This window comes from Paludibacterium denitrificans, assembly GCF_009707705.1.
Lineage (GTDB): Bacteria > Pseudomonadota > Gammaproteobacteria > Burkholderiales > Chromobacteriaceae > Paludibacterium_A > Paludibacterium_A denitrificans.
Genome location: NZ_WLYX01000001.1, coordinates 1,214,826 through 1,227,380 on the forward strand (window position 1 = coordinate 1,214,826; position 12,555 = coordinate 1,227,380).

Consider the following 12,555-nt stretch of genomic DNA (forward strand, 5'->3'; position numbering starts at 1 on the left):
ATGGGTTTTGACAGATAAATCCGTTATTCAAAATCGCTACATTCTTAATACCAAATAGACGTTGCTGGTCTATCGGTAATGCTGGAAAATTAAGTGTTTATACGTAAAGATTCCTGCATGCCGTCTATTTCCCCTCGTCGTCTCAGACCACTGCTGATCGGTTTCAACCTGATTGTTACCACCCTGTTGCTGGCGCTGGCAGTCATCACACTATTTAGCCTGAACCACATCATTGCCAGCGACGAGGCGGAACACCAGCTAACCCAGACGTTGAGCGGCAACATGGCAGATGCGCGCTTTCACGTAGTGCAAATTCAGCAGTTCCTGACTGATGCCAGCGCCACTGGCGACCGCGACGGCTTCAAGGATGCTGCCGAGCACTACGCGGCGTTGCAACAAAACCTGCAACAAATCGCCACCATAGCGCCCGATCTGGCGCAGGATAGCCATAAGGTTGGCGAGCTATCGCAGCAGTTTTATCAGGTGGGCAAAACCATGGCTGAAACCTATATCAGCCAGGGGCGCGAGGCTTAATGTGCTGATGAAACAGCCGGGCAGCGGCTTTGATGACCGCGCCGAAGCGCTGACCAAGCAGGTGAACCACCTGATGGACAAGGTCAAGACCTCGACGCAGGCCAGCATCGACACCAACATGGCAAACATCCACCGGCTGCGCGCGATCGTCATGACCGTCAGCGTCGTACTGGTGCTACTGGTACTGGGCGGTGGAGTGCTGTTGTATCGCCGGGTTTTTGGCATGCTCGGTGGCGAACCGGCACTGGCGGTCGACATGGCCAACCGCATTGCGGCGGGCGACCTGACCCAGCGTATTCCCAGCCGTCCGGGCAGCCTGCTGGAAGCCCGGCCAACATGCAGGAGCAGTTGCGCCAGGTCACCGGCAACATCCGCACCCTGTCGCTGGAGCTGGATGGCAGCGCCAGCGTGTTGTCCGACACCTCGCACAGCATGCAGCACAGCACACAGGCACAGAACGATGCCACGCGCGACATGACGGCATCGGTGGAGGAAATTTTCCAGAGCATCGAACAACTGGGCACGCAAAGCGCCGAGGTGGGTCAGGAGGCAGACAGCGCCTACCAGATGGTGGGCGATTGCGAAGCCCTGATTCACCACACGGCCGCCGACATTCGCGGCATTGCCGACCACATCGGTGAAGCGGCCAAGGCGGTGGAAGCGCTCAATCGCCAGACCGACCAGATCGCCAACATCACCCGTACCATTCACGAGATTGCCGACCAGACCAACCTGCTGGCGCTGAATGCCGCCATCGAAGCCGCGCGGGCTGAGCGAAACCGGCCGTGGCTTTGCCGTGGTGGCGGACGAGGTGCGCAAGTTGGCCGAACGCACCGGCTCGGCCACGGTGGAGATTTCCGACCAGATCGACACCATCCGTCACGGCATGGATGCGGTGGTCAACGTCATGCAGCACAGTGTCGATGCTTCGCTGCGCGGCGTGGAGCAAACCCATTCGGCCAGCAGCGCCATCAGTGGCATCCGCGAAAACACCGACCGCATCACCCAGCACATTCAGGGCGTGGTGCAGGCGCTACAGGAACAACAGCACGCCATGCGCGACATGGCACAGGGCATTGAGGTGGTGGCCAACATGACCGAGGCCAACCAGTCCACCGTGGACAGCACCGCCAGCGCCGCCGACCAGCTGAAAGGCCATGCGCACGAGTTGGCCGAAGCGGTCAGTCTGTTCAAAACTCATTAACAATCGTGAACGTATTCGTTACCGATTAAGAGAAATTTAATCGCCGTGTAACGCAAGCTTCATGGCCCAAACCTAGACTCCGGCTCATATTTGTTATGGCCGGAGTTTTTCATGCCGCTTGATTCAGCCCCGATTGCGGGCCACCACAGCCCGGTAGCCGGACACCTGCTGGAGTGCCCGCCCACCGTCACGTCCGACGACACCAATTACCACGTGCTGGAGCTGTTTACCCAGAATGAGGCATTGGCCAACATCCCGGTGGTGGACAACACCCGGACTGTTGGCATCATCAACCGCAATACCTTCATGAGCACGCTGGCGCGGCCGTTCCACCGCGAAATCTTTGGCCGCAAGTCGTGCACCGCCTTCATGAACGCCAACCCGCTGGTGGTGGATTACCAGACGCCGATCACCGAGTTGTCGTTTCTGGCGCTCAATGCTTAAGCGAAAAAGTGCTGTCGGACGGCTTCATCATCACCATGGACGGCAGCTACGCTTACATGGGGCAAGGCGTTTCGCTGATGCAGGCGCTGGCCAACCAGCAGGCGGAAAAGCATCGGCAGATGATGGAGAGCATCAACTACGCCAGCGTGATCCAGCAATCGTTCCTGCAAAGCTCACGCCGCGACATGGCCGCCACCTTCGACGACTACTTCATGGTGTGGGCGCCACGCGATGTGGTGGGCGGCGATTATTACTACTTCGTCAAACGCGATGATGGCTTCTTCATTGCGGTGATCGACTGTACCGGCCACGGTGTGCCCGGCGCGTTCATGACGCTGATTATGGCCTCGGCGCTAAAACAGGTGCTCACCACGCATGACCTGCACAACCCGGCCGAACTGCTGACTGCCATCAACTGCCGGTGAAAGAATCACTGGGGCAGATTTCCAGTGAAGACACGGCCGAGGACGACAACCGCGAACTGCATTCGGACGACGGCATGGACGGCGCCTTCTGCTGGTTCGACTACCAGAGCTTAAAACTGACCTACGCCGGGGCCAAGACCCCGATCTTCCTGCTGGAACAAGGCGCCGACGAAGTGCACACGCTGGATGGCAACAAGAAAGGCGTCGGCTATGTCGGCACCCCGCTCGACTACCGCTGGGACAACCGCACCATCAAGCTCAAACCCGGCACCCGGCTGTACATCAGCACCGACGGCATCATCGACCAGATCGGTGGCCCCAAGCGCATCTGCTACGGCAAGAAGCGGCTGAAGGAACAGATTCTCAAACACCGCCACCAGCCGATGGCGCAACAGCGCGTCAGCCTGATCGACGCCTTCCTCAAATGGCAGGGCGACAACAGCCGCCGCGACGACGTCAGCCTGTTTGGCGTGCATCTGGCTTAACACCATCCGGGGTTGGCCGAAAACGGCCCCCCGCAGCAGGAACATGAATCTATGCGTTTGAGCGCCTTTCATCATTTTCAGGAACTCGCCTGCCGGAAAACGTGGTGTTCTACTACACCGGCTACTTCTCGCAGAGCATCGTCACCGCCATGGGCGATGCGCTGCGGCTGCGCATCAACAGCGTCGACGCCAGCAACGTGGCACGGCGCAAGCTGTTTTCCATCTTCGTGGAAATGGCACAGAACGTGGTGCACTACTCGGCCGAACACCTCACCTCCGATAGCAGCCGCGACCAGGAAATCCGCCGCGGCTCGCTCTGGGTGGGCGAGCGCGACGGCCGCTTCTATGTGGTCTGCGCCAACCCGATCAGCCACGACGGTGCCGAGCGCATCCGCCAGAAACTGGAACCGCTGCGCGAGATGACCAACGACGACATCAAGTCGCTGTACAAGCAAAAACTGCGCGCCGAAAACGAAGCCAGCAGCAAGGGCGCCGGGCTGGGTTTTCTCACCGTGGCCCGCGACGCCAGCGAACCGATCGAATTCGATTTTGTGGACGAAACCGGCCCCACCGGCCCGTTCACCACCTTCTACCTCAAAGCCACCATTTGAGACACCACCATGCAAAACCTGTATATCTCCGCCACCTCGGCCACCCCGGAAGTGGATTTCCGCTTTGACAACCACGAGCTGAACCTGCGCGGCGAAAGCTACCCGGAAAACGCCCGGCGTTTTACGGCCCGATTCTGGACGCCATCAACAGCTATCTGGCGCAACAACAGTCCGGCCACATCACGCTCAACATCCAGCTGGCCTATTTCAACAGCTCCAGCACCAAGGTGCTGCTCGAGCTGTTTGCGCTGTTCAACGACGCGGCGGTGCGCGGCTGCTATGTCACCCTCAACTGGTTCTACGACGAAGACGACGACACCATTCTGGAGTTTGGTCAGGACGTGGCCGACGATTACACTGCGCTGGATTTTCACCCCTCGGCGCTGGTGGGCTAAGCCCGCCAACGCTTTCGGCCAACCCCGGCACGCAAAAAGGCCGCAAGCACAGGCTTGCGGCCAACGCGATCGTGACGCTCAGTCACGCTTTACACATTACGACTCGGATTGCACTGCCTGACGGATCTGCTCCAGCCCGCTCGGATCATCCAGCGTGGTCAGGTCGCCCGGATCACGCCCTTCGGCCAACGCCTGAATCGAGCGGCGCAAGACCTTGCCGGAACGGGTTTTCGGCAACTGGTTGACGAAATACACCCGCGCCGGGTTGGCAATCGCCCCCAGTTGCGCCGCCACCTGCGCAATCACCGCTTTTTCCAGTTGCTGGCGCTGCTGCTCATCGGCCAGCAATTTCGGGTCTTTCACCACGGCAAACGCCTGCGGCACCGGCCCTTGAGCGCATCGTGCACCCCCACCACCGCCACTTCGGCAATGGCACTGTGGCCGGACACCGCCTCTTCAATTTCCCGCGTCCCCAGCCGGTGGCCCGCCACGTTGATCACGTCATCGGTACGGCCAAGGATGGTGAAATAGCCGTCGTCGTCACGCACCCCCCAGTCAAACGACGAGTACACCAGCCGGTCGCTGAACAGGCTGAAGTAAGTGCTGATAAAACGCTCGTCCTGCCCCCACACCGTGCTCATGCAGCCCGGCGGCAGCGGCGGAATCACCGCGATCACGCCTTTTTCGCCCGGCGCCACCTCTTCCCCGGTGGCATCGTCCAGCAACTTGACGTTGTAGCCATACACCGGCAAACCGGGGCTGCCCAGCTTGGTCGGCTGCGGCTCGACGCCATTGCACACGGTCAGCATCGGCCAGCCGGTTTCGGTCTGCCAGTAATTGTCCAGCACCGGTACTTTCAGCTCGCTGCTGATCCAGCTGGCGGTCGGTTCATCCAGCGGTTCGCCAGCCAGAAACAGCGCCCGCAGGGTGGATAGATCGTAACGGCGCAGGTAAGCCGGATCTTGCTTCTTCAACACACGCAGGGCCGTGGGCGCGGAGAACATCACCGTAACGCGGTATTTTTCCACCAGTTGCCACCAGATGCCCGGATCGGGATGAATCGGCAGCCCTTCGTACACCAGCGTTGCCATGCCGTTGATCAGCGGGGCGTAGACGATATAGGAATGGCCGACCACCCAGCCGATATCGGACGAACAGAAGAAGGTTTCACCCGGTTTGCCGCCATAGATGTATTCCATGGTGGACGCCAGCGCCACGGCATAGCCGCCGGTATCGCGCTGGATGCCCTTGGGCTTGCCGGTGGTGCCGGAGGTATACAGGATGTAGCTGGGATGGTTGGATTCCACCCACTGCACCTCGGCCCGGTCGTTCTCATGATGGCGGCACAGCGTGGCGTAATCCAGATCGCGCCCCGGCTTCATCATCGGAGCTTCGGCCACGCCACGGTTGACCACAATCACCCGCGCCGGCGCTGCCGCACCAGCCAGCGCCAGCGCTTCGTCCACCAGCGGCTTGTAGGCAATCACCTTGCCGCCACGCAAACCGGCATCGGCGGTAATCAGCACCTTGGGCGCGGCATCTTCGATACGCGTGGCAAGGCTGGCCGACGCAAAGCCGCCAAACACCACGGAGTGAATCGCCCCCAGCCGTACCGTGGCCAGCATGGCAAACACCGCTTCCGGGATCATCGGCATGTAGATCAGCACGCGGTCGCCCTTTTGCACGCCCTGCGCCTGCAAGATGGCGGCAAAACGTGCCACTTCGGCATGAAGTTCACGGTAGCTGTAACTGCGTTCGCTGCCGGTTTCGCTGGAAACATGGATCAGCGCGGGCTGATCGGCACGCTCGGCCAGATGGCGGTCCACGGCGTTATAGCAAAGGTTGGTCTCGCCGCCGACAAACCACTGGCGGAACGGCGGATTGTCATACGCCAGCACGCGCTGGAACGGTTGCTGCCAATGAATGCGGCCAGCTTCACGCCCCCAGAATTCATCGGGCGCATCAATGGACTGGCGATAGAAATCGCGGTAAGCGGTCATGCAGGTCTCCTCCGGTGGCCGCGTCATCGCGCTGCCTGTTATCTGTCACTGCCAAAACCTACCAAGCAACTGCTTGTCTGACAAAATAAAACACATTCTGATATCAGGGTCAATCCTGCACCTGCACAATCGCTGGTTTATTTACCCGCCGCACCATCCTCCCTGCGACATCAAACCCTTAGCCGACAAGGACAGCCGCCCGGCGGCCAGATCGTCTGGCGCTGTATCGTCCCGACACTGGCCGATACCGACACTTTGGGTTACTCTCAAATCATCAAAATACTGTGCCGTGTCGCTGGCTAACTGGCGGCGCGCCCCACTTACGGATGACCGCAATGAATGTGAAGGATTACATGCAGCGCGTGGGCAAGGCTGCCCGTCGTGCCAGCCGCGCCATGGCCCGCGCCGACACTAACCAGAAAAACCGTGCCCTGCTGGCCATGGCCGATGCCATTGCACGCGATCAGGACAAACTACTGACCGCCAACATGGAAGATCTGGCCGCTGCCCGCGCCGCCGGGCTGGAACCGGCCATGATCGACCGCCTCACCCTCAGCGACAAAACCGTCGCCGCCATGGCCGAAGGGCTGCGCCAAATCGCCGCCCTGCCCGACCCGGTGGGAGAAATGGACGACTTCACCTATCGCCCGTCCGGCATCCAGCTGGGCAAAATGCGCGTGCCGCTGGGCGTGGTGGGCATCATTTACGAGGCACGCCCCAACGTCACCGCCGACGCCGCCGGGCTCTGTCTGAAATCCGGCAACGCCACCATTCTGCGCGGTGGCAGCGAAGCCTTTCACAGCAATCAGGCCATTGCCGCCTGCGTACAGGAAGGCTTGCGCGCGGCGGGCCTGCTTACCGAAGCGGTACAGGTAATCGAAACCACCGACCGTGCCGCCGTGGGCGAGCTGATCACCATGCCGGAATTCGTGGATGTGATCGTGCCGCGTGGCGGCAAGGGGCTGATCGCCCGCATCAGCAGCGAGGCACGCGTGCCGGTGATCAAGCATCTGGACGGCAACTGCCATGTCTACATCGATGACACCGCCAATCCGGACAAGGCGTTCAACGTGGCGCTCAACGCCAAAACCCACCGCTACGGCACCTGCAACACCATGGAAACCCTGCTGGTGCATGAGGCATTTGCCGAGTTCATCCTGCCAAGGTTGGCCGAAGCCTATTGGGAAAAAGGCGTGGAGCTGCGCGGCTGCGAACGCACCCGCATCATTCTGGGCGAGAAGGTGGTACCGGCCAGCAGCGAAGACTGGGATACCGAATACCTCGCGCCGATTCTGGCTATCAAGCTGGTAAAAGGGCTGGACGAGGCCATCGAGCATATCAACGAGCACGGCAGCCATCACACCGATGCCATCATCACCGAAGATTACAGCCGTGCCCGCCGCTTCCTGCGCGAGGTGGATTCGGCCAGCGTCATGGTCAATGCCAGTACGCGCTTTGCCGACGGTTTTGAATACGGTCTGGGGGCGGAAATCGGCATTTCCACCGATAAGATCCACGCCCGTGGCCCGGTTGGCCTGCAAGGGCTGACCAGCCAGAAATGGGTGGTACTGGGAGACGGCCAGATCCGCCAGTAAGTATATTGCCCAACCGCACAATCACCGCCGTCCACGAGACGGCGGTGGCGCTTTAACCGGCAAAGTGCGCCCATGCCGCACCAGCGCTCAAGCAAGACGATTCCTTCCCATCGCAAGCCAAGGATACACACATGCTCTATCGCAAACTGGGACACACCGGTCTTGAGGTCAGCCTGATCGGGCTGGGCACCATGACCGGGGCGAACAAAATACCGAAGCCGAAGCACACAGCCAGCTTGATTACGCACTGGAGCGCGGCATCAACCTGATCGACGCGGCCGAAATGTATCCGGTGCCGCCCAAAGCCGAAACCCAAGGCCTGACCGAACGCTATATCGGCACCGGCTGGCGCAGGGCGGACGACGCGACAAGGTGGTGCTCGCCACCAAGATCGCCGGGCCGTTAGCGATGCAGCCGCACAACCCGCGCCATATTCGCGGCGAGGCCAACCGCTTCGACCGCGCCAACCTGTTTGCCGCCGTCGACGCCAGCCTCAAGCGTTTGCAAACCGACTATATCGACCTGTATCAACTGCACTGGCCGGGCCGCCACACCAATACCTTTGGTGCTTACCAATTATCCGTGGATGGACGAGCCAAACGATCTGGTGCCGATTGAAGAAACGCTGGAAGGGTTGGCCGAACTGGTCAAAGCTGGCAAGATCCGCCACTTTGGTGTTTCCAACGAAACCCCATGGGGGCTGTCACGCTATCTGGCCGGAGCAGAATTCGGCGGCCTGCCGCGCGTCGCCAGCATCCAGAACCCGTATAGCCTGCTCAATCGCAGCTTTGAGGTCGGCCTGTCGGAATTCGCCCACCGTTCCGGCGTCGGCCTGCTGGCTTACTCGCCGCTGGCGTTTGGCATGCTGTCGGGCAAATACCTGAATGGCGCCCAGCCGACCGGCGCACGCCTGACCCTGTTCGAGCGCTTTACCCGCTACACCAACCCGCAAGCCCAAGCCGCCACCGAAGCCTACGTGACACTGGCACAGCAACACGGCCTGAGTCCGGTGCAAATGGCGCTGGCGTTCGTCAACAGCCGCCCGTTCGTGATCAGCAACCTGATCGGCGCCACCACGCTGCTGCAGCTGCGTGAAAACATCGACAGCATCAACGTCAGCCTGACACCGGAGTTGCTGCAAGCCATCGACGCCATTCACCAGCGCCACCCCAACCCGGCGCCTTAAACCGGCGCGCGGCCATTCCGCCACACGGGATGGCCGCCTGTGGATAATAAAAATTCGACAGCAAAACCTGTGCGTAACGTGGATAAAATGGGAACAAACTGTGCATAAACAGCTAGTGCATGCTGTTTTTCCACCTGCACGCATCAAACCATCCTGTGTATAACCATCCAGCTATGCCTTGTCTTGTGCATAACAGGGAAAACTCCGGAACAAGTTGTGGACAAATTACCCACATCAGGCTGATCAGCCCTTCACCACGCTTGCAGCCGTCTCCGCCAATGTCATAATGCAGCACACATAAAATAATATGCCGCAACGACAGACAGGCCGATGACGATAATGAAGCGCGATTTTGAGGGGAAACCACCATGTCACACGCTGCCATCCCGGCCGATCTGGCCGAATGGTTGATACAGGAAAACATCCGCGACGTAGAGTTGGCATTTGCCGATGTCACCGGATTTGCCCGCGGCAAGACCTTGCCAGCCCATGCATTTATTCAGGGCCGGGCCTTGCGCATTGCTCGTGCCGTGCCGATACAAAGCTGCATTGGCGAATTTCCGGACTATCGTTTCTATGGCGAAAACGATCCGGATGTCGCGCTGGAACCAGACCTGAGCACATTACGCCGCGTCCCCCGGGCCGGGACGCCGCGCGCGCTGGTGCTCTGCGATTGCGTGGATCTGAACGGCCAGCGCACGCCGCTGGCACCACGCAGCGCGCTGCAGACCGTGCTGGATGGCTATGCCAAACAGGGCTGGACGCCGGTCGTGGCGCCGGAGCTGGAGTTTTACATCTTCGCCGCACAGGACGATCCACAGCAGCCGTTTACTCCACCGCGCCTGCGCAGCGGTAGGCGTGAGAGCGGTTTCGATGCCTTCAGTTTCTCCACTCTCAACGATCTGGAAGCCTTCTTCGATGACCTGTATCAGGCATGCGAACTACTGAAGATCGACACGGACACCTTCGTGCATGAGATGGGGCCCAGCCAGTTCGAGATCAACCTGAAGCATGGCAATGCCCTGAAGCTGGCCGATCAAACCTTTCTGTTCAAATACGCGCTCAAGGAAGTGGGCAACAAACACGGGCTATCGGTGGTCTGCATGGCCAAACCGCTGGCGGGGCAACCCGGTAGCTCGATGCACTTACACCAGAGCGTGGTCGACGCCAATGGCCAGAACATTTTCAGCGCGCCAAGCGGCGAGGCCAGCCCGGCTTTTTATGGTTTCATCGCGGGCCTGCAAAACTACCTGCCCCACCTGATGCCGCTGTTCTGCCCCAGCCCGAATTCCTACCGCCGCTTTGTCAAAGGTCTGGCGGCACCGGTCAACTTGAGCTGGGGGGAAGACAACCGGTCAGTCGGACTGCGCGTACCGTTGGGCGGCCCGGCCGCGCGGCGGGTGGAAAACCGCTTGCCCGGTTGCGACGCCAACCCGTATCTGGCACTGGCCGCCAGCCTCGGCGCTTGCTGGGCATGCAGCGTGAGTTGACGCCCTGGCGCGGCATCCATCGGCAATGTGTTCAACAGCGAGGCCAGCACGCTGCCTCAGACGCTGGACACCGCCTGCGAGCTGATGGCCAGTCACAGCACGGCAGAAGAACTGTTTGGCGCCGAATTCAGCCAGGGCGTATCTCGCCGTCAAGGCAGTGGAACTGGAGCATTTTCACAACCAGATCACGCCATGGGAGCGGCACTATCTACAAGTGCTGGCCTGACCGCCGCGCTCCAAACGACACAAGGCCCCTGACGGGGCCTTGTTAGTTGGCGGGTAAACCGCAGCGCCTTAGTGGCGCGAAGCGTCCAGCCGATGTGCCAGCAGATCAATGGCTTCGTCACGGGTAAGCGGCTGGGCACCACGGTACTGTTCAGCGGTAATCCATTTTTCCACCGCGGAACGATCGCCACGTGCGGCGCGCAACAACTTGCCAAAAGACTGGCCGGTAGAATGCTCCAGTGGCTCAATCGCCTTGCCCTGCGTGTGCATGGCATAAATACGACTATCGATCACCGTGAGCGCTTGTTTTTGTTGACGTTGAGACAGCACGATCCACCCCACAAGCGCTATCAGCGAGACAGCGATGATCAGCAGGAAGATCAACATTGACTTTAAGCTCCAGAAAGTTTTATTAAGTAAACTAGGCAAGGATGAGAGGATAACAAACAAGCCCGCTGCTTTTCCAGCCGCTTTTTGATGTTAGGGCTTGTCTACTCTGACCAAACAGTATAATGACAGTTCATTTTGTCACAGCGCTTAGCGAAAAGTAAGCACATCGCGACAATACGACGCACCGGCAAGAGAACTACGGCTAAAACGTCCGGCCTGATGGCGGCTGGCCTGATCCGCACAATACGCCGCCCAACCGGTTAGAACAAGGAATGCACCGATGTATCAGCACATCGTGGTCGCCGTCGATGGTAGCCACAATGCCGACAAGGCGTTGCAACAGGCGATCCTGTTGGCTAAACAATTCAACTCGCAGCTGACACTGGCGCATATTGCCGGGCTGCGCGATCTGGCCACCGAGGGTATTGGGCTGTTAAGTACCAGCCAATTGCACGAGCTGGCGTTCAAGGAAGGTCGCGCCATTCTGGAAGCGGCAGAGCAAGAAGCCCTGCGTGCTGGCGTGACCAAAGTGGAAACACATGTGGGAGAGAGCTGGGATGGCGGCAAGGAAATGGCCGAGGCGCTGATCGACTTTGCCCAGCGCCAGTCGGCTGACCTGATCGTTCTCGGCACCCACGGCCGCAAGGGGCTCAACCACCTGTTACTGGGCAGCTTTGCCGAGAACATGTTGCGCCTGAGCCGCTGTCCCTTGCTGGTGATCCGCAATCCGTCACCGGATCAGGAACACCAGCCGACGTTACCGCACTTATAAACACGTCTTGGCGTGTGTGCCCACCGCAAGGCGGAGTCAATCCGCCTTGCGCGCGAAGACAAAAAATTCGCGGTTGCCGTCGCCGCCCTTGATCGGGCTATCAAACCAGCCTTGTACGCTAAATCCTTGCTGCGCCACCGCTTGGGTGATTTTCTCCTGCACACGCGGATAGAGGTTTTCATCACGCACGATGCCGCCCTTGCCCAAGCCTTCGCGTCCCACCTCGAATTGCGGTTTGACCAGTGACAGCAGCCAGCCACCCGGCCGGATCAATGGCAGCGCCGACGGCAGCACCAGCGTGAGCGAAATGAAGGACACATCGCACACCATCAGGTCAAAGGGCTGGCCATCGTTGGCGGCCAGCAAGGCGGCGTGATCCAGCGCACGGGCATTGACGCCTTCGAAGTAGCGCACCCGGGCATCCGCCACCAGACGAGAATGCAGCTGGTCATGCCCGACATCAACCCCGACCACGCGACGGGCTCCCGCTTGCAGCAGGCAATCGGTGAAACCGCCGGTGGATTGCCCGACATCCAGCACCGCCAGCCCGGTCACGTCCAGCCCGGCCAGCGCCAGCGCTCCTTCCATCTTCAATCCGCCACGCGAGACAAACCGATCGGCGGCATCGGGCACCACTTCCAACGGCGCCGACAGCACGGTTTCTGGCTGGATTTGGTCACCGCCATGCCCGCGCTGCTGACACGTCCCGCTTCAATCAAATGTTGCGCCGCCGTCCGGGACGGGGCCAGCCCTTGTTCCACCAAGAGCACATCCACACGCATCATCGCCTGTCACACTG

General features: G+C 60.1%; 18 protein-coding genes and 3 pseudogenes. 17 read left to right on the top strand and 4 right to left on the bottom strand.

Annotation, left to right across the window (positions count from 1 at the left end; all coding sequences use genetic code 11):
- Positions 1 to 93: 93 nt before the first annotated feature.
- The 9 genes and pseudogenes from GKE73_RS08125 (at position 94) to GKE73_RS08155 (ending at position 4,098) form a co-directional block, all read left to right on the top strand.
- Positions 94 to 534: a hypothetical protein gene (locus GKE73_RS08125; protein ID WP_230369686.1), complete on the top strand. Its 441-nt coding sequence runs from the start codon at positions 94 to 96 to the stop codon at positions 532 to 534.
- Positions 535 to 541: 7 nt separating this feature from the next.
- Positions 542 to 1,012: a hypothetical protein gene (locus GKE73_RS08130; RefSeq protein ID WP_230369687.1), complete on the top strand. Its 471-nt coding sequence runs from the start codon at positions 542 to 544 to the stop codon at positions 1,010 to 1,012.
- Between the two features lie 89 nt (positions 1,013 to 1,101).
- A pseudogene (locus GKE73_RS22980) lies at positions 1,102 to 1,248 on the top strand (hypothetical protein); the annotation flags it as partial.
- Between the two features lie 31 nt (positions 1,249 to 1,279).
- Positions 1,280 to 1,738: a methyl-accepting chemotaxis protein gene (locus GKE73_RS08135; RefSeq protein WP_280954834.1), complete on the top strand. Its 459-nt coding sequence runs from the start codon at positions 1,280 to 1,282 to the stop codon at positions 1,736 to 1,738.
- A gap of 111 nt (positions 1,739 to 1,849) precedes the next feature.
- Entirely contained in the window at positions 1,850 to 2,182 is a 333-nt protein-coding gene (locus tag GKE73_RS08140) for a CBS domain-containing protein (RefSeq protein WP_230369688.1), read from the top strand.
- 8 nt (positions 2,183 to 2,190) lie between these two features.
- Entirely contained in the window at positions 2,191 to 2,607 is a 417-nt protein-coding gene (locus GKE73_RS22985) for a CBS domain-containing protein (protein WP_312854402.1), read from the top strand.
- Positions 2,604 to 3,092, top strand: coding sequence for a PP2C family protein-serine/threonine phosphatase (locus tag GKE73_RS08145; protein WP_312854403.1), 489 nt, complete (start codon positions 2,604 to 2,606; stop codon positions 3,090 to 3,092). The genes GKE73_RS22985 and GKE73_RS08145 overlap by 4 nt, the downstream gene beginning before the upstream one ends.
- 101 nt (positions 3,093 to 3,193) lie before the next feature.
- Positions 3,194 to 3,703, top strand: a complete 510-nt coding sequence (locus GKE73_RS08150; RefSeq protein ID WP_230369689.1) for a SiaB family protein kinase — start codon at positions 3,194 to 3,196, stop codon at positions 3,701 to 3,703.
- A gap of 9 nt (positions 3,704 to 3,712) precedes the next feature.
- Positions 3,713 to 4,098, top strand: a pseudogene (locus GKE73_RS08155) (DUF1987 domain-containing protein).
- Positions 4,099 to 4,194: 96 nt separating this feature from the next.
- Here GKE73_RS08155 and GKE73_RS08165 read toward each other — a convergent pair.
- A pseudogene (locus GKE73_RS08165) lies at positions 4,195 to 6,125 on the bottom strand (propionate--CoA ligase).
- 308 nt (positions 6,126 to 6,433) lie between these two features.
- On the opposite strand from GKE73_RS08165, the gene GKE73_RS08170 reads away from it, so the two are divergent.
- From GKE73_RS08170 to GKE73_RS08190, 7 genes are all read left to right on the top strand, one after another.
- A complete protein-coding gene (locus GKE73_RS08170; RefSeq protein ID WP_230369692.1) occupies positions 6,434 to 7,693 on the top strand; it encodes a glutamate-5-semialdehyde dehydrogenase in 1,260 nt (419 codons plus the stop codon).
- A gap of 131 nt (positions 7,694 to 7,824) precedes the next feature.
- Entirely contained in the window at positions 7,825 to 7,962 is a 138-nt protein-coding gene (locus tag GKE73_RS08175; protein ID WP_230369693.1) for a hypothetical protein, read from the top strand.
- Positions 7,941 to 8,099 carry a hypothetical protein gene (locus GKE73_RS26955; RefSeq protein ID WP_512698917.1) on the top strand — a complete coding sequence of 53 codons (159 nt, stop codon included), beginning with the start codon at positions 7,941 to 7,943 and terminating at the stop codon, positions 8,097 to 8,099. Before GKE73_RS08175 ends, GKE73_RS26955 begins: the two co-directional genes overlap by 22 nt.
- On the top strand, positions 8,066 to 8,311 hold the full coding sequence (locus GKE73_RS22995) for an aldo/keto reductase (protein ID WP_312854404.1): 246 nt from the start codon (positions 8,066 to 8,068) through the stop codon (positions 8,309 to 8,311). Before GKE73_RS26955 ends, GKE73_RS22995 begins: the two co-directional genes overlap by 34 nt.
- Positions 8,280 to 8,879: an aldo/keto reductase gene (locus tag GKE73_RS08180; protein WP_280954836.1), complete on the top strand. Its 600-nt coding sequence runs from the start codon at positions 8,280 to 8,282 to the stop codon at positions 8,877 to 8,879. The genes GKE73_RS22995 and GKE73_RS08180 overlap by 32 nt, the downstream gene beginning before the upstream one ends.
- 368 nt (positions 8,880 to 9,247) lie before the next feature.
- Positions 9,248 to 10,369, top strand: a complete 1,122-nt coding sequence (locus GKE73_RS08185; RefSeq protein WP_230369694.1) for a glutamine synthetase family protein — start codon at positions 9,248 to 9,250, stop codon at positions 10,367 to 10,369.
- A 27-nt stretch (positions 10,370 to 10,396) separates the two neighbouring features.
- Complete coding sequence (locus GKE73_RS08190) at positions 10,397 to 10,627, top strand: hypothetical protein (protein ID WP_230369695.1); 231 nt, start codon at positions 10,397 to 10,399, stop codon at positions 10,625 to 10,627.
- 36 nt (positions 10,628 to 10,663) lie between these two features.
- Here GKE73_RS08190 and GKE73_RS08195 read toward each other — a convergent pair whose 3' ends face one another.
- Positions 10,664 to 10,981: a hypothetical protein gene (locus GKE73_RS08195; RefSeq protein WP_230369696.1), complete on the bottom strand. Its 318-nt coding sequence runs from the start codon at positions 10,979 to 10,981 to the stop codon at positions 10,664 to 10,666.
- A gap of 283 nt (positions 10,982 to 11,264) precedes the next feature.
- On the opposite strand from GKE73_RS08195, the gene GKE73_RS08200 reads away from it, so the two are divergent.
- Entirely contained in the window at positions 11,265 to 11,756 is a 492-nt protein-coding gene (locus tag GKE73_RS08200; RefSeq protein WP_230369697.1) for a universal stress protein, read from the top strand.
- Positions 11,757 to 11,792: 36 nt separating this feature from the next.
- Here GKE73_RS08200 and GKE73_RS08205 read toward each other — a convergent pair whose 3' ends face one another.
- Together GKE73_RS08205 and GKE73_RS08210 are read right to left on the bottom strand one after the other, a co-directional pair.
- On the bottom strand, positions 11,793 to 12,413 hold the full coding sequence (locus GKE73_RS08205; RefSeq protein ID WP_230369698.1) for a TlyA family RNA methyltransferase: 621 nt from the start codon (positions 12,411 to 12,413) through the stop codon (positions 11,793 to 11,795).
- Complete coding sequence (locus GKE73_RS08210) at positions 12,347 to 12,541, bottom strand: S4 domain-containing protein (protein WP_312854405.1); 195 nt, start codon at positions 12,539 to 12,541, stop codon at positions 12,347 to 12,349. Before GKE73_RS08210 ends, GKE73_RS08205 begins: the two co-directional genes overlap by 67 nt.
- Positions 12,542 to 12,555: the final 14 nt, after the last annotated feature.